This window comes from Chelativorans xinjiangensis, assembly GCF_009812055.1.
In the GTDB taxonomy this organism is placed as follows: Bacteria; Pseudomonadota; Alphaproteobacteria; order Rhizobiales; family Rhizobiaceae; genus Chelativorans; species Chelativorans xinjiangense.
Map to the genome: position 1 here is coordinate 1 of NZ_WQNH01000061.1, position 24274 is coordinate 24274.

A 24274-nucleotide genomic window follows, 5' to 3' on the forward strand; every position below is an offset into this window, starting at 1 on the left:
CGCTGCCGTGAAGAACCTGTCCCATAGTGCATCCTTCCATTCCTGGGAAAACAATGCACCATCAAAATGCGGGATCAAACAACTAGTGGGGCTTGTCTCGCACCTTTGAGGGGTGGCGGTAAATCGTAACGGTAAAACCAGGCGCTCAGCCGAATTCGCGTACGGCGACGACGGCGTTGGTGCCGCCGAAGGCGAAGCCGTTGCTGATGGCGGCGCGCACGGGGCGCCGTCGCGGCTCATTGGGGGTCACGTCGAGATCGCAGTCGGGATCCGGCGCGCTGTAGTTTGCGGTCGGCGGCACGAGGCCCTCGCGCACGGCGTTGATGCAGGCGATCAGCTCGATGGCGCCGGACGCGCCGAGGCAGTGGCCGTGCATGGATTTGGTCGAGGAGACGGAGAGCTTCCGCGCATGAATGCCGAAGACGCGCTTGATGGCTTCGGTTTCCAGCCGGTCGTTGGCCTTCGTTCCGGTGCCGTGGGCGTTGATGTAATCGACCTCTTCTGCCGCCAGCCCGGCCTCGGCGAGGCATGCCTGCATCGCCCGCGCAGGCCCTTCGACGGTGGGCGCGACGATATCGACGGCATCCGCCGACATGCCGACGCCGGCCAGTTCCGCGAGGATCGGCGCGCCCCGCGCCCGCGCGTGGTCGAGCGTCTCCAGAACGACGATGCCGGCGCCTTCGCCGAGCACCAGCCCCTTCCGGCCGTCCGCGAAGGGCCGGCAGGTGTCCGGCGCCAATACGCGCAGGGCTTCCCACCCTTTCATGACGCCATAGACCAGCGGTGCATCCGCACCGCCGGCCAGCATGACGTCGGCGCGGCCGAGGCGAAGCTGGTCCACCGCCGTAGCGATGGCATGATTGGAGGACGCGCAGGCAGAGGTGACGCCGAAGACGGGGCCGGTAAGCCCATGCACCATCGACACCTGGCCGGCCGCCGCGCCCGGCATGACGCGCGGCACGGTGAAGATGTCGGTGCGGCTTTTACCCTCCAGCAGGATTGCGCGGTAGCTTGCCTCGATGGAGTGCCAACCGCACACGCCGACGCCGATGACGGCGCCGACGCGATGGGCGTTCCCGCCATCGACCGTCAGCATAGACTGCGCCAGAGCTTCTTTCGCGGCGATGACCGCCAGCAGGCTGTAGCGGTCCATGGTCACCAGGCGCTTGTGCTCGATGCCGTGCTCCGGCAGAGCCTTGATCTCGGCGCCGATCTTGATCTTCACCTCGTGCAGGTCGGCGTTCTCTATCGGGCCTATCGCCGCACGCCCCTTGCGCATCGATTGCCAGATGGCGCCGGCATCCGTGCCCAGCGAGCAGATGCCGCCGAGCCCGGTTATGACGATGCGCGGCACTGGCATGATCAGGATTTGCTAGCCACCAGCGCCCGCACGGCCGCCACGATATCGCTTACCGTGCTGAGATTCTCCCAGGCATCGGCCGTGTTCATGTCGATCTCGATGCCGTACTCCTCTTCCAGATCGAAGATGATCTCCGTCAACTCCAGCGAATGGATGCCGAGGTCATTGAGCGGGGTAGCAAGGGTGATGCCGGAGGTATCGCCCTCGGCATGGGTCTTGATCTTGGCGAGAATGCTCTCGCCCAAGGCGTCCCGTTGCTGCTGGTCCGACACGTCCATGGATCTCCCCTCCGAGGGTTTCGACATCACCCGCCCCGCCAGCCGCTCTCACGCCAACCGGTGAGGGATTCAGTCTTCGCCCTTCCGTCGAATAAGACCCCAATCCAGGCGGGGCCACAAGCCCCTATCGCTCGCGTCCATTAACGAAGATGGTTACGACGTCATTGTCGCCGAACTCCACCGCGACAATGTCGCGTAGCATGATCGAGCGTGAATCGACGGCGTGGTAGAACATGGCGCTGCCTTCAATCGATTCCTGCAGCGCCACTATCTCTTCCCTGTGCTCGGCGACCGCCTCGCCAATCGGCCCGGTTTCCGTATCCCCGGGCAGGAACACGATCTCCAGCGTGTTGAGGTTGAAAGCCTTGCGCACGCTCTCGGCGCTCGCAATCGTGTTTTCGATCGCCGCCACGACGCGTTCGGCTTGCTCCTCGTTCGCCGCTTCCCCCGTTTTCACGTCGGAACCGACGATAGCGTCGATCGACTCCTCGCTGTCGAGGCCCTGGGCAAGCAGCGGCGGATTGGCGAGCGGCGCGATCAGGAACATCAGCGCCACCAGGAACGGCAGTGCCCTTTCCAGGGGTGTCGCAGAAGCCGCGGGACCGGCTATTTCCATAACATGCATCAATTAGCTCCTTGCTGTTCAACGGCCAGCGCTCAAACCTGCAACGCCTCGCATATGGGCTGTGTTCCGCCATATGCAAAGGGCAGGCCTTGATCCCATTCTGCCGATCACAGGACCATGTCGGCCTTGCGGCGCCGGCTCATCACCCGGTCGGCGTTCGGCAGGTCGTTCGTCTCCACCCAGCGGCGGGCGGCCTCGGCGGCGCGGCCATGGCCATGCCAGCGGGCGAGGAGACGACGCTCGAGCTCGGCGCGCGGCACGTCCAGATAGACCGTAAAGTCGAACAGCCCCGTCAGTTCCGCCCATGGCCGCTCGTCGAGCAGCAGATAGTTCCCTTCCACCAGAATCATACGCGTATCCGCCTCGACAACCGCCGCGGCGGCGCGCGAAAGCTCCATGTTACGGTCGAACAGCGGAATAGCAACCTCCGGCTCGCGCGCCCGGATGCGCTTCAGGAGCGCGTGGAAGCCGGCGAAATCGAACGTCTCCGGCGCACCCTTGCGGCTGGCGAGGCCCCGCGCCTTCAAAACCGCGTCGTCATAGTGAAAGCCGTCCATCGGCACCACGGCCACCGCCGCACCGCGCCTGTGAAGCGTGTCGGCGACGGTGGCGGCCAGGGTGGACTTGCCCGATCCCGGCGGCCCGGCGATGGCGACCATGAGGCGCGGCGCGGCTTCCGCGCGCGCCAGGATGGCATCTATGAGGCTGGTGTTGTCCACGCCGGGCCGCTCAGGCGCCAAGCCACTTCGGATAGTCGGAGACGAGCAGGCGGTATGGCTCCTCGTCCTCCTCGATCTCGGAAAAGCGATCGATGGGCTCGGCGAAGATGTTGTCGGTGAGGTCGTCGTTGACGGTCGAGACCTCGCCGATGAGGACATCCGAGCCCTCGCCCCAGAACTCGTGCCACACGCCGGGCAGCAGCGTCACGCTCTCGCCGGGGGAAAGCCGCAGGATCCCGCCGGCATCGAAGTGGCGGACGATACCGTCCGTGGGGACCGAAACAGGCGCTTTCCTGTCGATCGTGCCGTCCGCTTCGGATGCGTAGAGCTGGATGCACAGCGTGCCGCCGCCGCGATTGATGATGTCCTCGGCTTTCACCACATGGCGGTGCATGGGCGAGATCTGGTCGCGCCGGGAAATCATGATCTTTTCCGCGTAAAGCATGCCGCGCCCCTCCTTCAGGGCCGCCGCGTCGCCGTTGCGCACGGTGAAGAGGAAAAGGCCCTTGTTGGGGAAATCGCCGACGCCGTAGTCGGTGATGTCCCAGCCGAGCCTGGCGTCGACGATGCCGCCGATCTCGGCGCGGCGCGCCTTCATGTCGTCAGGCGTCCAGTCGGCGAAGGGCGGCAGGGCGTAGCCGAAAGAGCGAATGAAGCCGGCGCCCTCGCGCAGGATGTCGTTGACCCTGGACCGTTTCATCGCAACTCCTCCTCGCACGGATATCGATTGTCGACGCGCGTGGTACAGGAAGCGGGCGCTGCCGCCAAGCCCGCGCGCATGGAGCGCCCTCAGAAGGCCTTGCCCTCAGAACGCCTTGAAGGTCAGCGTGGTGAGCGAGCGGACGATGCCGGGCGTGTCGGCGATGTTCTCGTTGATGAATTTGCCGATGTCCACGCCGTCCTCGATATAGACCTTGAGCAGAAGGTCGTACTCGCCGCTGGTGGAATAGAGCTCGGAGGCGATTTCGCGCCTGTAGAGCTCGTCGGCCACCGCGTAAGTCTTGCCTGGCTCGCAACGCAACTGAACGAAGACGGGTCTCATGATGTCCTTCCGACGGGCTTGGCTCCTCGACGGAAGCGAAAGTCGGCCTATCCCGCGGCTCTGTCAACCGGTCCAATCCGCTGTTGGCACGGCACGGTGCGGCCTTTGCAACGTGCGCTTTCTGAAGCATAGTCCCGGCCATGGCCGAAGCAGTGCAAAACAAGGATTACGAGGAAAGGCTGCGCCGCGCCGGAGTGCGAATCACCCGGCCGCGGCAGGTTATCCTGCGCATCCTCTCGGAGACGGAGGATCACCCGGACGCGATGGAAATCTTCAATCGCGCTGTGGAGATCGACCCCAGCATCTCGCTATCGACCGTCTACCGCACGATGAAGCTTCTGGAGGAGATGGGGGCGATCCACCGCCATGCCTTCGAGGGCGGGCGCTCGCGCTTCGAGCAGGCGGGCGGCGGCCATCACGACCACCTCATCGATATCGACACCGGCGACGTGATCGAGTTCCATTCCCGCAAGATCGAGGCGCTGCAGGACGAGATCGCCCGCTCGCTCGGCTACGAGATCGTCCACCACCGGCTGGAGCTCTACGGCAGGAAGCGGCGCCGGCGGTGACGAATTCGAAAGATATACTAACCAGGAAAAGCGCCCGTCTGGCGCGCTAGGGACGGAAACAATCCATGAGTAAAGCAGATATCGGCCTGATCGGCCTTGGAGTGATGGGCGCGAATCTGGCGCTCAACATCGCGGAGAAGGGCTTCAAGGTCGCCGTCTTCAACCGCACGACATCGCGCACCCACGCCTTCGTCGAGGAGGCCGGGCCACTGGCCGAAAACATCGTCCCGTGCGAGACGCTAGAAGCGCTGGCCAACGCGATCGCCCTGCCGCGGCCGATCATCCTCATGGTTCAGGCAGGCGAGGCCGTGGACCAGCAGATCGACGCGCTGAAGCCCCTGCTTGCCCGTGACGACATCATCATCGATGCCGGCAACGCCAATTTCCGCGACACGCGGCGGCGCATGGCGGCGTTGGCCGAGGGCGGGCCGCAATTCGTCGGCATGGGTGTCTCCGGCGGCGAGGAGGGCGCGCGCCACGGGCCGTCGATCATGGTGGGCGGCGAGGAGCAGTCCTACCGGCGCATCGAGCCCATCCTTCAGGCCATTGCCGCCCGCTATGAGGGCGAAGCCTGCCAGGCATGGCTCGGCCCGGACGGGGCGGGACATTTCGTCAAGACCATCCACAACGGCATCGAATATGCCGATATGCAGATGATCGCCGAGATCTACGGCATCCTGCGCGATGGGCATGGCCTGTCGGCGGGCGAGATCGCGCCGATCTTCGCCAAATGGAACGAGGGCCGCCTCAACTCCTATCTCATCGAGATCACGGCGGCGGTGCTTGCAGCGGACGATCCGGCCACCGGCCAGCCGATGGTGGACATGATCCTCGACCGCGCCGGCCAGAAGGGCACGGGGCGCTGGTCGGCCATCGAGGCGCAGACGCTGGGGATTCCGGCAACGGCCATCGAGGCGGCGGTCGCCGCGCGCAGTCTTTCGGCCTTGAAAGAGGAGCGCGAGGCGGCGGAAAGGCGCTTCGGCACGCCTGCTCCCGCCGCCGGGCCGGCGAGCGAGGAGGCGCTGGCCATTCTCGAGCAAGCGCTTTTCGCCGGCAAGATCGTCGCCTATGCGCAAGGGTTTTCCGTCATGGCCGCGGCCTCGCGCGAGTTCGGCTGGACCCTGCCGCTCGGCACGGTGGCGCGCATCTGGCGCGCCGGCTGCATCATCCGCTCGCAGTTCCTGGGCGAGATGGCGGCGGCCTTCGACGAGGCGCGGGAGATCGAGAACCTTCTGGTGACGCCCGCCTTCGCGCCGCTGATCGAGGCCGCGCACCCGCATCTGCGGCGCGTTGTCGCGCGCAGTGTGGAGGCCGGGCTTCCCGTGCCCGCGCTGTCGGCGGCCCTTGCCCATTTCGACACGTTCCGCCGCGCCCGCGGCACGGCAAACCTCATCCAGGCCCAGCGCGACTTCTTCGGCGCGCACGGTTTCGAGCGTGTGGACAGCGAAGGCAGCCACCACGGAAACTGGCACGAATCGTAAACGTAGAGCAATTCCAGGAAAAGTGGAAACCGGTTTTCCGTCCGGAATTGCGACAAAACAAGGAGTTAGACCAGTTCATCGATTCCATGAAACGATGAACTGGTCTAGAGACAAAAGTGCCGCCGTGGCGGAGGGGAAGCCACGGCGGCCTTTTCAGTATTTGTGCGGCAGCCCGGAGAGGGGGGTTAGGCTGCCGCTTTTTATGTCCGGTTCAGGCGGGGGACGGGCCTTTCCCGGACTTTTTCGGCGGAATATTGCCGATACAGGGATATGTTGTGCGCCAAAATGGCTATTCAAGGGCGATTAGGTTACACATTCGTAATATTTCCGTTACCTGATGAAGCTGGCGTCACCATTTGGCGGCAGGCAGCGCTTCCCGCGCGCCTTTGCCATGGACAGAAGAAACACGCCGCGCTACCCGTTCACCCATGAAAAAAGGCGATCATCTCTTCCTGGTCGACGGCTCGGGCTATATTTTCCGGGCCTATCACGCTCTTCCGCCGTTGACGCGCAAGTCCGACGGGCTGCCGGTCGGCGCCATCTCGGGCTTCTGCAACATGCTGTGGAAGCTGTTGCGCGATGCCCGCAACACGGATGTGGGGGTCACGCCCACCCATTTCGCCGTCATTTTCGATTATTCCTCCAAAACCTTTCGCAACGAGATCTACCCCGAATACAAGGCCAACCGCTCCGAGCCGCCGGAAGATCTCATCCCGCAATTCGGCCTCATCCGCGAGGCCACCCGCGCCTTCGACCTGCCCTGCATCGAGATGGAGGGTTTTGAGGCGGACGATCTCATCGCCACCTATGCGCGGCTTGCCGTGGAAGCCGGCGGCGATGCCACCATCGTCTCCTCGGACAAGGACCTGATGCAACTCGTGGGGCCGTGCGTCTCCATGTACGACCCCATGAAGGACCGCGAGATCCGCGTGCCGGAAGTGATCGAGAAGTGGGGCGTGCCGCCGGAAAAGATGGTCGATCTGCAGGCATTGGCCGGCGATTCCATCGACAACGTGCCCGGCGTTCCCGGCATCGGGGCGAAGACGGCCGCCCAGCTTCTGGAGGAATATGGCGATCTCGACACGCTGCTTTCCCGCGCCGGCGAGATCAAGCAGAACAAGCGACGCGAGAACCTCATCGAATTCGCCGAGAAAGCGCGGATTTCCCGCGAATTGGTGCGCCTCAAGAACGACGTGCCTGTCGAGGACGGCGTCGACAGGCTGGCGCTCAACCCGCCGGACGGGCCGAAGCTGATCGCTTTTTTGAAGGCGATGGAATTCTCGTCGCTGACGCGGCGGGTGGCGGAGGCCACCGGGGCGGACGCCGCCGAGATCGAGCCCGCCGCCCTGGAAGTGGAAGCGGTGGCGACCCACGGGCCGGACCTGACGGTGCCCGCCTCCGGCACCGAGGAGCCCGGCGCGGAGGGCGAGGTGGCGCCCGACCGGACGGATGGGGCCGATACGCCAGAGAAGCTGGCGAAGAAACTGGCGGAAGCGGCGACGGCCGAACCCATCGACCACTCCGGCTATATCTGCATCCGCGACCTGGAGACGCTCAATCATTGGGTGGAAGAGGCGCGCGAGGCAGGACTTGTCGCCTTCGACACGGAGACGACCTCGCTCGACCCCATGCAGGCGGAGCTGTGCGGCTTTTCGCTCGCCACCGCGCCAGGGCGCGCCGCCTATGTGCCGCTGTCGCACAAGAACGGCGCTAACGATCTTCTGGGCGGCGGGCTCATCGACGGGCAGATCGAGGAGGGAGCGGCGCTTGCCGTCCTCCGGCCGCTCTTGCAGGACCCCTCGGTGCTGAAGATCGGCCAGAACCTGAAATTTGACTGGCTCCTCCTCTTCCGGCTCGGCATCGAGATCGCCCCCTACGACGACACGATGCTCATCTCCTACGTGATTGAGGCGGGCACCCAGGCGCACGGCATGGACGCGCTGTCGGAGCGCTGGCTCGGCCACACGCCGCTTTCCTACAAGGAGTTGACGGGTTCCGGCCGGGCGCGCGTGACATTCGACATGGTGGATGTCGAGCGCGCCACCATCTATGCCGCCGAGGACGCCGACGTGACGCTCAGGCTGTGGAAGGTGCTGAAGCCCCAGCTGGCGGCCAAGGGCCTGGTCTCGGTCTACGAGCGGCTGGAGCGGCCGATGATCTCGGTCGTCGGGCGCATGGAGCATCGCGGCATCACGGTCGATCGGCAGATCCTGTCGCGCATGTCCGGCGATTTCGCGCAGACGGCGGCGGCGATGGAGGAGGAGATCTACGCGCTCGCCGGGAGTCGCTTCACCATCGGCTCGCCAAAGCAGCTCGGCGAGATCCTGTTCGGGAGAATGGGCCTGCCGGGCGGCGGGAAGACCAAGTCCGGCCAATGGTCGACCTCCGCCCAGGTATTGGAGGAGCTCGCCACGGCCGGCCACGAGCTGCCGCGCAAGATCGTCGACTGGCGTCAGGTCACCAAGCTGAAATCCACCTATACGGACGCGCTGCCGGGCTACATCCACCCCGAGACCGGCCGGGTGCACACCTCCTATTCGCTCGCCTCCACGAGCACGGGACGGCTCTCCTCCTCCGAGCCCAACCTGCAGAACATCCCGGTGCGCACGGCCGAGGGCCGCAAGATCCGCACCGCCTTCGTGGCGCCCGAGGGCCGCAAGCTGATCTCGGCCGACTACAGCCAGATCGAACTCAGGGTGCTCGCCCACGTGGCCGACATTCCGCAGCTGAAACAGGCCTTCGCCGACGGGCTGGACATCCATGCCATGACGGCCTCGGAGATGTTCGGGGTGCCGGTCGAAGGCATGCCGGGCGAGGTGCGCCGGCGCGCCAAGGCCATCAATTTCGGCATCATCTACGGCATCTCGGCCTTCGGGCTCGCCAACCAGCTCGCCATCCCGCGCGAAGAGGCCGGCGCCTATATCAAGCGCTATTTCGAGCGCTTTCCCGGCATCAAGGACTATATGGAGCGCACGAAAGCCTTCTGCCGCGACAAGGGCTATGTGGAGACCGTCTTCGGCCGCCGCGCCCACTATCCCGAAATCCGCTCCTCAAACCCCTCCGTCCGCGCCTTCAACGAGCGCGCGGCCATCAACGCGCCCATCCAGGGCTCGGCCGCCGACATCATCCGCCGCGCCATGATGCGCATGGATGCCGCCCTCGCCGATAACGGGCTGGGCGACGTCCAGATGCTCCTGCAGGTGCACGACGAGCTGATCTTCGAAGCGCCGGAAGAGGCCGTGGAGCACGCCATTCCCGTCATCCGCACGGTGATGGAAGGCGCCGCTTGGCCCGCCCGCGCACTTTCCGTGCCGCTGAAGGTGGACGCGCGGGCGGCGGACAACTGGGAAGAGGCGCACTGAGATGTGCCGCCTCACCGCGCGGCGCAGGCTCAAGCCTCAGGCCGCGTCCTTCCACTTGATCGAGCAGCCCATCGACGGGATCTGCTCTTTCGGCCCCTTCCCCGTCTCGGCCACCTGGACCATCGCCTCGTAGAGATCACGCCTCAGGTCTGGCGCTGCCGGCCCGGTGCGTGCGGCGTCGAGCCGGCCGCGGTACTGCAGCTTCAAGTCCTTGTTGAAGCCGAAGAAATCCGGCGTGCAGACCGCGTCATAGGCGCGCGCTACGCTCTGATCCTCATCATAAAGATAGGGGAAAGGAAAGCCGTGCTCGCGCGCGAACACCGCCATCTTGTCGAAGGAATCCTCGGGATATGTCGCGGCGTCGTTCGCGCTGATGGCGACGAAGCCGATGCCCTGCGCCTTAAGGTCCTTGGCATCGCGCACGATGCGGGGAATCGCTGCTTTCACATAGGGGCAGTGGTTGCAGATAAAGACGACCACCAATCCGTTCGGGCCGGCCTCATCGAAGATGCGGTGGGTTTGACCATCGGTCCCCGGCAACGTGGCGTCGACCGCCGGCCAGCCGAAATCGCAAACAGGTGGAACAGCTGCCATTGTCTTTTCCTCCGTCTGTCTGTCTGCCGCCACGGCGGGCAAGGGCCGGTCGTCAGCCGCCTGCCGCCTTCCTGATGGCGGCGATGTTTTGCGCGTAGGCGGCCTCGCCGCCCTTGAAGACGGCGGAGCCCGCCACCAGCACGTTGGCGCCGGCCTCGACCACCGCGCCCGCCGTCTCAGCGGAAATGCCGCCGTCCACCTCGATGTCGATCGGCCTGTCGCCGGCCATGGCGCGGACGCGGCGGACCTTTTCAACCACGGACGGGATGAAGGCCTGGCCGCCGAAACCCGGATTAACCGTCATCAGAAGGACGAGATCAACCTCGTCCAGCACATATTCGATCACACTTTCCGGCGTCGACGGGTTGAGCGACACGCCGGCCTTCCTGCCGAGCCCGCGGATGGTCTGCAGCGAGCGGTGGAGATGCGGGCCGGCCTCGGCGTGCACGGTGATGACGTCGCAGCCCGCCTCGGCGAAGGCGGCGAGATAGGGATCGGCCGGGGCGATCATCAAATGGCAGTCGAACACCTTTTTCGTGCGGTCCCGGATCGCCTTGACCACCGGCGGGCCGAAGGTGATGTTGGGCACGAAGTGGCCGTCCATGACGTCGAGATGGATCCAGTCCGCCCCGGCGGTGGCCACCGCCTCCACCTCCTCGCCAAGGCGCGAGAAGTCCGAAGAGAGGATCGAAGGGGCGATGGTGAGTGGCCGTCTGGCGGGCATGGGCGTTCCTCTGGTCGGCGGGAGGCGCGTTACCGATGTAAGGCACAACACCGCTCTAACTTCTGGGCCCAGCCTTGTCGACCCGTCTCATAGTCGTGTGACCATGCGGTGCGAGGAGGGGTGCACCATGCGCACGAGCGTGATGGGGCGCTCGCCCAGCCAGGTGATGCGCTCACCCACGAAGACCGGCTCTCCCTCGCGCAGTTGCATCACCGCCGCCTCCTCCGCGCTCGCGGCCGCGGCGCGGAAGGTGAACTCGGCATCGGTGAAGGGAGCGTGCTCCACCAGCCATTCATTGGGGCTTATGCCCGCGAAGTCGGCCTCGCGCGCCGCCGCAACGACATCGGGATTGATCCAGCGATCCTCGAACTGGTAGGGCACGCGGTCTGCCAGATGCAGGCAGCGGACGTGGACGAGCGATGCCGTCGCCTCGAGGCCGAGCCGCGCCCGCACGATCTCCGGCGGGGCCGCCTCCCCGCGGCTCAGGAGGCGGTACTGATACTCCGCCCCCCGCGCTTCGATCTCCTGGCGCACCAGGGGGATGACGAAGCGCGCCTCGCGCACGGGATGCAGCGCCACGCGCGTGCCGGCGCGGCGGCGGCGTTCCACCAGCCCGGCGCGGGCAAGCTCCTGCAAGGCGCGGTTGACGGTGGCGCGCGCGGCGCCGAACTCGCGCGCCAGCACCTCCTCGCCGGGGATGAGGGCGCCCGGCAGCCACAGCCTTTCGGCAATGCGCCGGGCCATCTCGTCGCGGATGGCGCGGAAGGACGAGCGCGTGCCGGTCACAGGTCCGCCACCAGCGCCTTGAGCGTGGCGGCATAGCGCACCGCGATCGCCTCGCGGGCGATATGGCGGCCGCCGCGCACCACATGGCGCCCCGCCGACCAGAGGTCCCTCACCGCCTCGTTGCCGCCGGCGAAGAGCCAGCCGTCGAGAACGGCATCGCCGTGCCCCACGCCCGCGAACGCGGCAGGATCGAGCGCCACCAGATCCGCCCATTTGCCGGCTTCCAAAGCGCCCGTATCCCGGCCGAGCGCCTGTGCGCCGCCGGCAAGCGCGGCATCATGGAGCGCTCGCCCGCAGGAGCCGCCCGCCTCCGCCAGCACGGCGCGCGCCCGGTGCTTCAGCCGCTGCGAATATTCGAACTGGCGCAGTTCCTCCGCCACCGAGATGCGAACGTTGGAATCGCTGCCGATACCGAGCCGCCCGCCGGCCTGCCGGAAGGCGGGAGCGTTGAAGATGCCGTCGCCCAGATTGGCCTCGGTAATGGGGCACAGCCCCGCCACCGCGCCGGAGCGCGCAAGGCGCTCCGTCTCCATCGCGTTCATATGCGTGGCATGGATAAGGCACCAGCGCTTGTCCACCGCCGCCTCGCCGAGCAGATATTCGACCGGCCGGGCGCCGTGCGCGGCCAGGATCTCGTCGATTTCCGGCTCCTGCTCGGCAATGTGCATGTGGAAGGGCGTATCCGGCCGCAGCGCCATGGCCGCGCGTATGTCCTCGATGCCGGCGCCGCGCAAGGAGTGGGCGGCCGCGCCGAGCACCCGATCGCCGGGAAGCCGCGCCATATGCTCCCCCGCCCGCGTCAGAAGGTTATCGAAGGCCGTCGGATCGTTGCCAAAGCGCAGTTGCCCGCCCGCGAGCGGGCGGCGATCCGCCCCGCCATAGCGGTAGAGTACGGGCAGAAGCGTCAGCCCGATGCCCGTTTGCCCCGCAGCAGCGGCAATGCGGCCGGAAAGCTCGGCGATATCGGCATACGGCGCCCCGCCCGCCCGGTGGTGCACATAATGGAACTCGGCGACGGCACAAAAGCCCGCTTCGAGCATTTCCATGAAAGCGAAGGCGGCGATGGCCTCCACATCGTCGGGCGAAAGCCGGTCTAGGAAGCGGTACATGACCTCGCGCCACGTCCAGAAGCTGTCGCGGCCCTTCTGGCTGCGGCGCTCGGCAAGTCCCGCCATGGCGCGCTGGAAGGTGTGGCTGTGCAGGTTGGAAAGCGCCGGCAGGAGCACCGGCACGACGTCGGCCGCGCCCGGCTCAGCGCCCGGCACGACCGAGACGATGCGGCCGTCGCCGCCGATCGTCACGCGCACATCGTCCCGCCAGCCTTGGAGCGTCAGCGCGGTTCGGGCGAAAATCTCTTGCATGCGGCGGCGGTCCGGAGCTAGAAATCAATTTGTATAGACATAATCATATCAAGTCTAGACAAAGCGGCAGGTCTCCTCAAGCGATGAAGCGCACGGTTTTCACCGAAACAAGGCTCGCCGGCATGGTGCCCGGCGGCGCACCCTACGGGCTCGTGGAGGATGCGGCAATCGCCGTCGAGGATGGCCGCATCGCCTGGGCCGGGCCGCGCGCGGCGCTGCCCGGCGACTGGGCGGGCGCCCAGCGGACGAAGCTCGGCAGGCGCCTGACGACCCCCGCCCTCATCGATTGCCACACCCACCTCATCCACGGCGGCGACCGCGCCCGCGAGTTCGAGATGCGCCTTCAAGGCGCGACCTACGAGGAGATCGCGCGCGCCGGCGGCGGCATCGTCTCCACGGTCGCCGCCACGCGGCGCATGGACGAGGAGGCGCTCGTCGCCGCCGCCCTGCCGCGGCTCGACGCGTTGATGGCGGAGGGGGTGGCGACGGTGGAGGTGAAGTCCGGCTACGGGCTGTCCATCGCGGATGAATTAAAGATGCTGCGCGCGGCGCGGCGGCTGGGCGAGACGCGCCGGATACGGGTGAAGACCAGCTATCTCGCCGCCCACGCCGTGCCGCCGGAATATCGGGGCCGCACCGGCGCCTATATCGAGGAGGTGGTGCTGCCGGGCATGGAGGCCGCGCACGCCGAAGGGCTGGCGGACGCCGTCGACGGCTTTTGCGAAACCATCGCCTTCTCGCCCGGGGAGATCGCCAGCGTCTTCGACAAGGCACGGGCACTGGGCCTGCCGGTGAAGCTCCACGCCGAACAGCTCTCCAATCTCGGCGGCGCCAAGCTCGCCGCCCGCTACCATGCGCTTTCCGCCGACCATCTGGAATATCTGGACGAAGAGGGGATCGCCGCCATGGCACGGAGCGGCACGGTGGCCGTGCTCCTCCCCGGCGCCTTCTACACCCTGCGCGAATCCCAGGCGCCCCCCGTCGCCGGCCTGCGCGCGGCCGGCGTGCGAATAGCGGTCGCCACCGACTGCAACCCCGGCTCCTCGCCGCTCTCCTCCCTGCTTCTGGCAATGAACATGGCCTCTACCCTCTTCCGCCTCACCCCTGAGGAGGCATTGGCCGGCGCCACCCGCGAAGCCGCCCGCGCCCTCGGCCTCGGGCAGGATATCGGCACCATCGAAGCGGGAAAACGCGCCGAGATCGCCGTCTGGGACGTCGAGCACCCGGCCGAACTCGCCTATCGCGTCGGCTTCAATCCGCTGCATCGGCTCATTCGTGGAGATGGTGCATGACCCCTTCCTCTCCCCCTCCGACGACAGAGCAATCACATATGGGTTCTGAGTCCTTGATCGTACCCCCACCCTCAATCCCTCCCCTCAAGGGGGAGGGAGGCAGGTCGAGCACGTCGTCATCCCCCTCCCCCTTGAGGGGAGGGGTGAGGGGTGGGGGTTCCGGCGAAGCCGGCAAAAATGACTGGTATGCGATAACCCCGCCTCGGACAGGGAGGGTTGGCCCCACGTATCTGTCCACCGAAGCCCGAAGGGCGAAGGTGGAAGCGGAGTTGGTGAGCGGGTCTTCGGCGCCAACCACAGCCAGGGGAGCGGCATCGCGATGACACTCACCCTCACCCCCGGTGCCGTCTCTGTTTCTACGCTGGAGCGTATCTGGCGGGAAAAGCAGCCGCTGCGTCTCGATCCCGCCTGCCACCCGGCCGTCGAGGCTTCCGCAGCCCGCATCGCCGAGATCGCCGGCGGCGAGGCCGCCGTCTACGGCGTCAATACCGGCTTCGGCAAGCTCGCCAGCGTGCGTATTCCGACCGAAGACGTGGCGAGGCTCCAGCGCAACCTCATCCTCTCCCACTGCTGCGGCGTAGGCGCCCCCTTGAGCGAGGACGTCGTGCGCCTCGTCATGGCGCTTAAATTGATGTCGCTTGGCCGCGGCGCCTCGGGCGTGCGCATGGAGATCGTCCGGCTCCTAGAGGAGATGCCGGCGCGCGGCGTCATCCCCGTCGTCCCCGAAAAAGGCTCCGTCGGCGCCTCCGGCGACCTCGCCCCCCTCGCCCACCTGGCGGCGGCGATGATCGGCGAAGGCGAAGCCTGGCATGACGGTGAAAGATTGCCGGCTAATAAAGCACTGGCAAAGGCAAGGCTTTCCCCGGTGGTGCTTGCCGCCAAGGAGGGGCTGGCGCTCATCAACGGCACGCAGGTCTCCACCGCGCTGGCGCTTGCCGGCCTTTTCCGCGCCCATCGCGCCGCCCGCTCGGCGCTGATCACCGGCGCGCTGTCGACCGACGCGGCCATGGGCTCCTCCGCCCCCTTCCACCCGGAAATCCACGCCCTGCGCGGCCACGGCGGCCAGATCGACACGGCGGCCGCCCTTTGGAAGCTGCTCGACGGCTCGGAAATCCGCGAGAGCCACCGCGAGGGCGACGAGCGCGTGCAGGACCCTTACTGCATCCGCTGCCAGCCCCAAGTCGACGGCGCCTGCCTCGATATCCTGCGCCAGGCCGCGCGCACGCTGACCGTTGAGGCCAATGCCGTGACGGACAATCCGCTTGTGCTGTCGGACGGCCAGGTGGTCTCGGGCGGCAACTTTCATGCCGAGCCGGTGGCGCTCGCCGCAGATCAGATCGCGCTCGCCATTTGCGAGATCGGCGCCATCGCTCAGCGCCGCATCGCCCTTCTGGTCGATCCCGCGCTCTCCTTCGGCCTGCCGGCCTTCCTCGCAAGGCAGCCCGGGCTCAACTCCGGCCTGATGATCGCCGAGGTCACCTCGGCCGCCCTGATGTCGGAAAACAAGCAGATGGCGCATCCGGCCTCGGTCGATTCCACCCCCACCTCGGCCAATCAGGAGGACCACGTCTCCATGGCCTGCCACGGCGCAAGGCGGCTTCTGGCGATGACGGAAAATCTCTTCGGCATCGTCGGCATCGAGGCGGTAACGGCGGCGCAGGGCATCGACCTGCGCGCCCCGTTGAAGACCAGCGCGGAGCTTCAGAAAGCCCACGCCGCCATCCGCGCCGTTGTACCGGGCCTCGAAGCAGACCGCTTCATGGCGCCCGACCTCGAAGCGGCAATCGCGCTGGTGCGCTCGGGCGGGCTCAACGCCAGTGTGACGCCGGGCATATTGCCGGAACTGAGGAGCGAGCCGTGAAACCGGTCGAAGTCGTGCAGGGAACATCGCCCGTCATCCTTGGCCTGCCCCACACGGGCACCAGCGTGCCGGAGGAAATCCAAGCACTGCTGAACGAGGAAGGACAAAAACTGCGCGATACGGACTGGCACATCCACGACCTCTATCGGGACCTGCTCCCCGACGCGACCACCGTACGCGCCACCTTCCATCGCTACGTCATAGACGCCAACCGCGACCCTTCCGGCGCGAGCCTCTATCCGGGGCAGAACACCACCGGCCTCGTGCCGCTCACCGATTTCGACAACCAGCCTCTCTGGCGGGAAGGCGCGGAGCCCGACGACGCCGGGATCCAGGCGCGGCTCACCGCCTTTCATCGCCCCTACCACGCGGCGCTCGAAGCCGAGATCGCCCGCGTGAAGGCGCTCCATGGCGTCGTCGTCCTCTACGACTGCCACTCGATCCGCTCCCACTGCCCGTTCCTCTTCGACGGCACGCTGCCGGACTTCAATATCGGTACCGACAACGGCGCGACCTGCGCGCCGGAGATCGAAGCGGCGGTGGCGGAGATCTGCATCGGCGCGGAGGCCTATTCCAGCGTGCTCAACGGCCGCTTCCGCGGCGGCTGGACGACGCGGCACTACGGACAGCCCCATGAAGGCGTCCACGCCATCCAGATGGAGCTTGCCCAGTCGACCTACCTCGCAAGCGAGAGCGAGCCCTTCGCCTATGACGAGACGAAAGCCCGCCGCCTGCGCCCGCATCTGCGCGCCATTCTGGAGCGGCTCGAAGCGATTGCGCATTCCCTGAAGGAGGACACCGAGCGATGACCGACCCGCGCCACAACATCCGCCAGGTGAAAGCGCCGCGCGGCCTGGAACTGAACGCCAAAAGCTGGCTCACGGAAGCGCCGCTCCGCATGCTGATGAACAATCTCGACGCCGAGGTGGCGGAGAACCCGAACGAGCTTGTCGTCTACGGCGGCATCGGCCGCGCCGCCCGCACATGGGACGATTTCGACCGTATCGTTTCCACGCTGAAGACCCTCGAAGAGGACGAGACCCTGCTCGTCCAGTCCGGCAAGCCGGTCGGCGTCTTCCGCACCCATGCCGACGCCCCGCGCGTGCTGATCGCCAATTCCAATCTCGTGCCGCACTGGGCCAACTGGGACCATTTCAACAAGCTCGACCGCGCCGGCCTGATGATGTACGGCCAGATGACCGCCGGCTCGTGGATCTATATCGGCACTCAAGGCATCGTGCAGGGCACGTACGAGACCTTTGCCGAGGCCGGGCGCCAGCACTATGGCGGCAATCTCAAGGGCAAATGGATCCTCACCGCCGGGCTCGGCGGCATGGGCGGTGCGCAGCCGCTCGCCGCCGTCATGGCCGGCGCCTGTTGCCTCGCCGTCGAGTGCGAGGAGAGCCGCATCGATTTCCGCCTGCGCACCCGCTACCTTGACGAGAAGGCGACCAGCCTCGAGGAAGCGCTCGCCATCATCGAGCGCTGGACGAGCGCCGGCGAGGCGAAGTCGGTGGGGCTCCTCGGCAACGCGGCCGAGATCGTGCCCGAGCTCGTGCGCCGCGGGGTCAGGCCCGACATCGTCACCGACCAGACATCGGCGCACGACCCCCTCAACGGCTACCTGCCCAAGGGCTGGTCGCTGGCCGAATGGCGCCAGAAGCGCGAGAGCGATCCCAAGGCCGTCGAGAAAGCCGCCCGCGCCTCGATGCGCGAGCACGTCGAGGCAATGGTCGCCTTCTGGAACCGAGGCGTTCCCACCGTCGACTACGGCAACAACATCCGCCAGGTGGCGCAGGACGAAGGCTTCGAGAACGCCTTCGCCTTCCCCGGCTTTGTGCCGGCCTATATCCGGCCGCTCTTCTGCCGTGGCATCGGCCCCTTCCGGTGGGCCGCCCTTTCCGGCGACCCCGAGGACATCTACCGCACCGACGAGAAGGTGAAGGAACTTTTGCCGGATAACAACCATCTGCACCGCTGGCTCGACATGGCGCGCGACCGCATCGCCTTCCAGGGTCTTCCGGCCCGCATCTGCTGGGTGGGCCTGGGCGACCGCCACCGCCTCGGCCTCGCCTTCAACGAGATGGTGGCCAACGGCGAATTGAGGGCGCCGGTCGTCATCGGCCGCGATCACCTGGACTCCGGTTCCGTCGCCTCGCCCAACCGCGAAACCGAAGCCATGAAGGACGGCTCCGACGCCGTCTCCGACTGGCCGCTGCTCAATGCGCTCCTCAACTGCGCCTCCGGCGCCACCTGGGTGTCGCTGCACCATGGCGGCGGCGTCGGCATGGGCTTTTCCCAGCACGCCGGCATGGTGATCTGCGCCGACGGCACGGAGGCCGCGGCCAGGCGCATCGAACGCGTCTTGTGGAACGACCCCGCCACCGGCGTCATGCGCCACGCCGACGCCGGCTACGAAGAGGCGCTCGACTGCGCGCGGGAAAAAGGGCTGCGCCTGCCGGCAATCCTCGGAAACTGAACGGGCGCCGGCCCGCCCGGTGGTCCGCCGGTGGCCCATCGGTGGATTGTAACGAAACCGACACACAGCCGACATCGCAACTTCATGCGCGGGCGCTAGGCGATTCCCCAACAAGGACGGAAAAGTCCAAACGGGGATTTGCCATGCTCGAAATTCGCGGCGTCACGCGCCGGTTCGGTAAGACCGTTGCCGTCGACGGCATCGATGTCGAGATCGACGAAGGCCAGATGGTGGGCATCATCGGCCGCTCCGGTGCCGGCAAGTCGACGCTTCTGCGCATGATCAACCGGCTCATCGACCCGAGCGAGGGGTCGATCGCCTTCCAGGGCGTCGAGGTTTCGGCGCTCAAGGGTGCGGCCCTCAGGCGCTGGCAGCGCGACTGCGCCATGATCTTCCAGCAGTTCAACCTGGTCCCCCGACTCGATGTGCTCACGAACGTCCTCCTCGGCCGGCTCAACCACCGCCCGACGGCGCTCAACCTCTTGAGCCTTTATTCGCGCGACGAGCGCATCCAGGCGATCGCCGCCCTCGAACGGCTCGACATCGCCCACACGGCCCTGCAGCAGGCCGGCACTCTTTCCGGCGGCCAGCAGCAGCGCGTGGCGATTGCCCGCGCGCTCATGCAGGAGCCGAAAGTGATCCTGGCAGACGAGCCGATCGCCTCCCTCGACCCGCTCAACGCCAAGGTGGTGATGGATTCCCTTGCCGATATCAACGCCCGCGAGGGCATCACCGTCATCACCAACCTGCACACGCTGGACACGGCCCGCCACTATTCGACGCGCATCATCGGCATGGCCGGGGGCGCCGTCGTCTTCGACGGTGCGCCCGAAGCGCTGACGGCGGAGGCCGTGCAGCGGATTTACGGAGCTGACGGCGGCGACGCCGTTTCCGAAACCATCACCTCGACCAGCATCCAGACACCGGCCGAGCCGTATCACGGGCGCGTATTCGAGCCCGCCCTCGCCGACTAGCGCGAGGCGTCCCGCCCACGTAACGGGCCCGCAACGACAAAACCATACCGCCGGCGCGCCGGCACGAGACAGGAGAGACGGACATGTTGAAGCAAGCTTTGATGGCCGCCGCCGCCTTTACGGCGCTTATGGCCGGCACGGCGCAGGCCGAGGACCTCAAGGAGTTCCGCATCGGCATCCTCGGCGGCGAGAACGAGGCCGACCGCATGCGCAACTTCCAATGCATGGTGGACAAGCTGCCGGAAGTTCTGGGCGTCGAGAAGGTCTCGCTGTTCCCGGCTTCCGACTATGACGGCGTCGTCCAGGGCCTCCTCGGCGGCACGCTGGACTATGCGGAGCTCGGCGCCTCGGCCTATGCCAAGGTCTATCTGGAAGACCCCGAGGCCGTCGACCCGATCCTCACCACCGTGCAGACCGACGGCTCGACCGGCTATCATTCGGTGATGGTGGCGCGCAAGGATTCGGGCATCCGCACGCTGGAAGACCTGAAGGGCAAGAAGCTCGGCTTCGCCGATCCCGACTCCACCTCCGGCTATCTCGTTCCGGCGGTGACGCTGCCGCAGGCGATCGGTTCGACCATCGACGACTATTTCTCCGAGACCGGTTTCGGCGGCGGCCACGAGAACCTGGTGCTCGAGGTGGTCAAGGGCACCTTCGACGCCGGCACCACCTGGGCCTCCGGCGTCGGCGATTTCTCCGAAGGCTACACCTCCGGCAACCTGCACAAGATGGTCGAGAAGGGCGTTCTCGACATGGACGACCTGGTGGAAATCTGGAAGTCCCCGCTCATCCCCAACGGCCCCATCGTCGTGCGCACCTCCATGAACGAAGACATGAAGGAAACCTTCAAGACGTTCATGATGGAGCTTCCCGAGAGCGACCCCGAATGCTTCTCCGCCATCCAGGGCGGCGACTTCACGGGCTACACCGAGGTCACGCCGGCCTTCTACCAGCCCATCATCGACGCCCGCCGTTCGCAGATCGGCTCGTAAGCAACCAAAAGCGCCGCCAGCAGCCCTGGCGGCGCTTTTTTTGGAACAGGCCGTATTCGGATGGACTTGTCTGTCGGCGCTCTGTCGCGCCCCCCTCTGTCCTGCCGGACATCTCCCCCGCGAGGGGGGAGATTGCGCCGGCCGCTTGCTGCGGCACCTGTTCTGCGACGCTGGCGATTGGCGAAAGTCGCCGCGCCGGCTGATCTCCCCCCTCGCGGGGGAGATGTCCGGCAGGACAGAGGGGGGCGCGAAAGGGCGCCAACCTTCCACCCATCGAACCCACTCAAAGACAAAACACTCTCGCAAACCCCATGAGCACCACCACCCACGGCCCCGCCCTGTCGCCGGCTGCCCAGTCGATCGAGCAGCATTGGCAGGCGCTGGCGGCGCGGCGCCGGCTCTACACCATCGGCGGCATCGCCTTCATGGTGCTGGCCATGGGCGGGTCACTGTGGTTCGCCAACGCGTCCAACGCCGGCAAGTTCTTCGACCGGCTGCCCTATTTCTTCGATTTCGTCGGCCAGCTCACGCCGCGCGACGGCTGGGAGGTCTGGCGGGCGCTCTTCGACCTGCCCTCGCCCTATGACGACGGCAGCCTGAAATACAACTACCCGGAAGGCCGGGTGTACCTCACCGAAACCCTCTACCTGCCGGAATATTTCTACAAGATGCTGGAGACGATCAATATCGCCCTGGTGGCGACGCTGATCGGCTTCGGGCTGGGTTTCGTCCTGTGTTTCCTGGCCGCCGCCAATCTCACGACGCGGCGCTGGCTGCGTTTCTTCGTGCGCCGCTTCATGGAGGTGCTGCGCGCCTTTCCCGAAATCGTCATCGCCGGCTTCTTCCTGGCGATCCTGTCGCTCGGCGCGGTGCCGGCCATCATCGCGGTGGCGATCCACACCATCGGCGCGCTCGGCAAGATGTTCTTCGAGGTGGTGGAGAACGCCGACATGCGGCCGGAGGAGGGGCTGAGGGCGGCGGGCGCCAACTGGGTCGAGCGCGTTTGGTTCGCCATCGTGCCGCAGGTGATGCCAAACTTCCTGAGCTACGCGCTGCTGAGGCTGGAGATCAACGTGCGCGCCTCGACCATCATCGGCGCCGTCGGCGGCGGCGGCATCGGCGAGACGCTGCGCCTTTCCATCAGCCAGACGCACGAAGCCAAGACACTGGCGATCGTCCTCCTGCTGTTCTCGACCATCGTCGCCGTCGACCAGTTCTCGGCCTGGCTCAGGCGGCGCCTCGTCGGCGACCAGGCCTTCGAATTCGGGCGCGGAGGCTGACATGACCCATCTCGACACCGCGCAAACCCGGGAACTGATCGCCCGTCATCCACAGGTCTTCGCCGGCTCCATGAGGAAGCGGGTGACCGGATGGCTCGTCGCCCTCGGCGTCGTCTTCTATTTCGTCTTCGCCTGGTCGTTCTTCTCCATCGGCCAGGTCGTCGCCAATGCCAACTGGAATATCGCCGGCGCCTATCTGGCGGATTGGGTCTCCTACGAGGTGCGTCCCGATATCGAGTACCGCGACGACTATCTGGAGGTCTCCTTCCCGCGCTTTTCGCCGCTCGGCGAGAACCCCGATCCGGACTGGCTGACGAGGCGCAGCGCGACCGTCGAAATCCGCGCCGAAAGCGGAGATGCCGAGGCCGGCGCCACCTCCGGCGCCGGGTTCCTGGGCAGCCTCCCAGAGGCCAACGCCAAGGGCGGCAGCGGCAGCTTCCTCGGCCCGGTCGGCAACGCGGCCGGGAGCGCGGCGCCCGCGGGGGATACCCCGCGCGCTCCGACGCCGCAGACGCGGCGCGAGGAAGCGGTGGTGGAAGCCAGCGTCCGCTTCTCCCCGCAAAGCCATATCGACGTCGCGCCGGGAGTGGTGAGCGTCACCCGCGGCGATGAGACGCTCGTTCTCGACATCGCCGGCGGTGAGCGCGTAGAGCCGCGCGGCGCCCTGCCGGTCTGGGCCTTCCAGCGCGAGCCGGGTGCAAAGGTGATCGTCCGCTTCGGTTTCGCCGGCCGGGCGGAGATCGAGGACGACGAGGTGAAGATCCGCCGTCGCTTTCTCGGCTGGGAGAACTTTTTCTTCGACACGCGCTCGCCCTTCTGGGGCCTGCCGGCCGGCGAGGTCGCCCGGCTCGTCCTGTTCGGCGAGCGGCTCAACCCGCAGAAATCCAACGCCGCGCTCGCCTTTGACAATTTCCTCAACAATGCCGACTGGCAGCACGGCGACGTGTGGCTGAAGCTTTTGCAGACAATCGTCATGGCCTTCGCCGGCACGGTCCTGGCCACGCTCATCGCCTTTCCCCTTTCCTTCGCCGCCGCGCGCAACATCTATCCGAGCCGCGCCGCCAATTTCCTCTTCAAACGTTTCTTCGACTTCCTGCGCTCCGTCGACATGCTCATCTGGGCGCTGTTCTTCACCCGCGCCTTCGGGCCCGGCCCGCTCGCCGGCATCTCGGCAATCTTCTTCACCGACACGGGCACCTTCGGAAAGCTCTATTCCGAAGCGCTGGAGAACATCGACGACAAGCAGCGCGAGGGCGTGCGCTCCGTCGGCGCCTCGCCCTCGTCCGTGCAGCGCTACGGCGTCCTGCCGCAGGTCCTGCCGGTCTTCCTCAGCCAGTCGCTCTATTTCTGGGAATCGAACACGCGCTCGGCGACAATCATCGGCGCGGTCGGCGCCGGCGGCATCGGGCTAAAACTGTGGGAGGCCATGCGCACCAACTCCGACTGGGAGAACGTTGCCTACATGGTGCTCTTGATTCTCCTCGTCGTCTTCGTCTTCGACAACATCTCAAACACCCTCCGCCACCGCCTCATGGGAACGAAGAACCGCTGAGGGCGCGCAAACGGCGACAAATCCCGCTGCCGCGCCCTCCCGCAAGCCCGCACCCACCGTCATCCCCACCCCACCCGCGCGCGCGTCATCCCGGAAGTCGGAGCGAAGCGGAGACTGTCCGGGACCCATTCCGGAAGGTGGACGAGTCACGGAATGGGTCCCGGACAAGCCTTTCGGCTTTCCGGGGATGACGCGCGCGCGGGTGGGATGACGCGCGCGGGTAGGGATGACGCGCGTTGGAAAGGCGGCGGGCGCCCTTCACCTCAGCCGGCGATGCCTTGCCTGCGCGGGGATAAAATGTGGCGACAATTTTTTTCTTTCCCGACAACCCATTGGTTTCACTCACTGCAGAAAAAATTCTCCAATTTTTTCGCGGGAAAATACTCCCCCCTCCTCAGATCACCCCTACAATCCACCCCATCGCTCTCGCGGGAACCGGATGCGCACCGGGTGTTCGGGAGAGCGGCGGAGACCTCCCCTTCGGGCTCGGTACCCGGAGGCCTGAGGGTCCGCGACAGGCCGGCGGTGCCGGGAGCGCTGGGTGACAGCGTTGCCGGCATTGCGGAGAAGCCGCCAGGGCTTCTCGTCCGGCCCGGCAAAGCCCCCAATCGGGTGCAGCCGGGAAGGGCGGGGAGGCCGAGTGACCGGCCAACTGTCGGGACAGACTCCGGCGGGGCGCGTTGGACGCGCCTAAAAAAAATTGAGTGGCTCGGACAACGCGCCCCGCTTCCCAACTTACCCAAGAGGCCAGACGCGAAGGCGGGCGTGGCGGCGATGGCGCGCGCCTGCCTTCACCATCCTGCCGAGCGAATCCGCAAAGGAGAGCGTTGACGATCATGAACCCGGATCCGCGGCCAGGGCTACGAATCGGGGTTAACGGGGAAGTTGGCCGAGGATTGAGGCGAGGTATTCGGTGCTCCAGCCGGCCCTTTTACGCCTGAGC

Annotated in this window: 21 protein-coding genes; 11 read left to right on the forward strand and 10 right to left on the reverse strand. The window is 66.5% G+C overall.

Annotated features, from left to right (window positions below; all coding sequences use genetic code 11):
* Positions 1–145 precede the first annotated feature (145 nt).
* From GM910_RS23995 to GM910_RS24020, 6 genes are all read right to left on the reverse strand, one after another.
* Entirely contained in the window at positions 146–1360 is a 1215-nt protein-coding gene (locus tag GM910_RS23995) for a beta-ketoacyl-[acyl-carrier-protein] synthase family protein (protein ID WP_159592620.1), read from the reverse strand.
* A 2-nt stretch (positions 1361–1362) separates the two neighbouring features.
* Positions 1363–1638, reverse strand: a complete 276-nt coding sequence (locus tag GM910_RS24000) for an acyl carrier protein (RefSeq protein ID WP_159592623.1) — start codon at positions 1636–1638, stop codon at positions 1363–1365.
* Between the two features lie 124 nt (positions 1639–1762).
* Positions 1763–2185, reverse strand: coding sequence for a hypothetical protein (locus GM910_RS24005; protein ID WP_246226327.1), 423 nt, complete (start codon positions 2183–2185; stop codon positions 1763–1765).
* Positions 2186–2370: 185 nt separating this feature from the next.
* A complete protein-coding gene (locus GM910_RS24010) occupies positions 2371–2982 on the reverse strand; it encodes a nucleoside triphosphate hydrolase (RefSeq protein ID WP_159592626.1) in 612 nt (203 codons plus the stop codon).
* A 10-nt stretch (positions 2983–2992) separates the two neighbouring features.
* Positions 2993–3682 (reverse strand): D-lyxose/D-mannose family sugar isomerase, encoded by a 690-nt coding sequence (locus GM910_RS24015; RefSeq protein WP_159592629.1) that lies wholly within the window; start codon positions 3680–3682, stop codon positions 2993–2995.
* Between the two features lie 105 nt (positions 3683–3787).
* The gene (locus GM910_RS24020; protein ID WP_159592632.1) at positions 3788–4024 is read right to left on the reverse strand and encodes an Lrp/AsnC ligand binding domain-containing protein; all 237 of its coding nucleotides are present in this window, start codon (positions 4022–4024) and stop codon (positions 3788–3790) included.
* Positions 4025–4164: 140 nt separating this feature from the next.
* On the opposite strand from GM910_RS24020, the gene GM910_RS24025 reads away from it, so the two are divergent.
* From GM910_RS24025 to polA, 3 genes are all read left to right on the forward strand, one after another.
* Positions 4165–4593: a Fur family transcriptional regulator gene (locus GM910_RS24025; RefSeq protein WP_159592635.1), complete on the forward strand. Its 429-nt coding sequence runs from the start codon at positions 4165–4167 to the stop codon at positions 4591–4593.
* 65 nt (positions 4594–4658) lie between these two features.
* The gene (gene gndA / locus GM910_RS24030; protein WP_159592638.1) at positions 4659–6074 is read left to right on the forward strand and encodes an NADP-dependent phosphogluconate dehydrogenase; all 1416 of its coding nucleotides are present in this window, start codon (positions 4659–4661) and stop codon (positions 6072–6074) included.
* A 428-nt stretch (positions 6075–6502) separates the two neighbouring features.
* Positions 6503–9436 carry a DNA polymerase I gene (polA, locus tag GM910_RS24035; protein ID WP_159592641.1) on the forward strand — a complete coding sequence of 978 codons (2934 nt, stop codon included), beginning with the start codon at positions 6503–6505 and terminating at the stop codon, positions 9434–9436.
* Positions 9437–9472: 36 nt separating this feature from the next.
* Here the strand turns inward: polA and GM910_RS24040 are convergent, their stop codons facing one another.
* The 4 genes from GM910_RS24040 to GM910_RS24055 all read right to left on the reverse strand — a co-directional run bounded on the left by GM910_RS24040 (position 9473) and on the right by GM910_RS24055 (position 12901).
* Complete coding sequence (locus GM910_RS24040; RefSeq protein ID WP_159592644.1) at positions 9473–10030, reverse strand: thioredoxin family protein; 558 nt, start codon at positions 10028–10030, stop codon at positions 9473–9475.
* 52 nt (positions 10031–10082) lie between these two features.
* The gene (gene rpe / locus GM910_RS24045) at positions 10083–10754 is read right to left on the reverse strand and encodes a ribulose-phosphate 3-epimerase (RefSeq protein ID WP_159592647.1); all 672 of its coding nucleotides are present in this window, start codon (positions 10752–10754) and stop codon (positions 10083–10085) included.
* 87 nt (positions 10755–10841) lie between these two features.
* Complete coding sequence (locus GM910_RS24050; protein WP_159592650.1) at positions 10842–11540, reverse strand: histidine utilization transcriptional repressor HutC; 699 nt, start codon at positions 11538–11540, stop codon at positions 10842–10844.
* Positions 11537–12901, reverse strand: coding sequence for a formimidoylglutamate deiminase (locus GM910_RS24055; protein ID WP_159592653.1), 1365 nt, complete (start codon positions 12899–12901; stop codon positions 11537–11539). The genes GM910_RS24050 and GM910_RS24055 overlap by 4 nt, the downstream gene beginning before the upstream one ends.
* Positions 12902–12984: 83 nt before the next feature.
* On the opposite strand from GM910_RS24055, the gene hutI reads away from it, so the two are divergent.
* The 8 genes from hutI to phnE (GM910_RS24095) all read left to right on the forward strand — a co-directional run bounded on the left by hutI (position 12985) and on the right by phnE (GM910_RS24095) (position 23331).
* Positions 12985–14193 carry an imidazolonepropionase gene (hutI, locus tag GM910_RS24060; RefSeq protein WP_159592656.1) on the forward strand — a complete coding sequence of 403 codons (1209 nt, stop codon included), beginning with the start codon at positions 12985–12987 and terminating at the stop codon, positions 14191–14193.
* 319 nt (positions 14194–14512) lie between these two features.
* Positions 14513–16054 (forward strand): histidine ammonia-lyase, encoded by a 1542-nt coding sequence (gene hutH / locus GM910_RS24065; RefSeq protein WP_159592659.1) that lies wholly within the window; start codon positions 14513–14515, stop codon positions 16052–16054.
* Positions 16051–16863: an N-formylglutamate deformylase gene (gene hutG / locus GM910_RS24070; protein WP_159592662.1), complete on the forward strand. Its 813-nt coding sequence runs from the start codon at positions 16051–16053 to the stop codon at positions 16861–16863. Before hutH ends, hutG begins: the two co-directional genes overlap by 4 nt.
* A complete protein-coding gene (gene hutU / locus GM910_RS24075; protein ID WP_159592665.1) occupies positions 16860–18533 on the forward strand; it encodes a urocanate hydratase in 1674 nt (557 codons plus the stop codon). The genes hutG and hutU overlap by 4 nt, the downstream gene beginning before the upstream one ends.
* Before the next feature lie 143 nt (positions 18534–18676).
* Entirely contained in the window at positions 18677–19507 is an 831-nt protein-coding gene (gene phnC / locus GM910_RS24080; RefSeq protein ID WP_159592668.1) for a phosphonate ABC transporter ATP-binding protein, read from the forward strand.
* An 83-nt stretch (positions 19508–19590) separates the two neighbouring features.
* The gene (gene phnD / locus GM910_RS24085) at positions 19591–20499 is read left to right on the forward strand and encodes a phosphonate ABC transporter substrate-binding protein (protein WP_159592671.1); all 909 of its coding nucleotides are present in this window, start codon (positions 19591–19593) and stop codon (positions 20497–20499) included.
* A gap of 311 nt (positions 20500–20810) precedes the next feature.
* On the forward strand, positions 20811–21779 hold the full coding sequence (gene phnE / locus GM910_RS24090; RefSeq protein ID WP_159592674.1) for a phosphonate ABC transporter, permease protein PhnE: 969 nt from the start codon (positions 20811–20813) through the stop codon (positions 21777–21779).
* 1 nt (position 21780) lies between these two features.
* A complete protein-coding gene (gene phnE / locus GM910_RS24095) occupies positions 21781–23331 on the forward strand; it encodes a phosphonate ABC transporter, permease protein PhnE (RefSeq protein WP_159592677.1) in 1551 nt (516 codons plus the stop codon).
* Positions 23332–24274 lie beyond the last annotated feature (943 nt).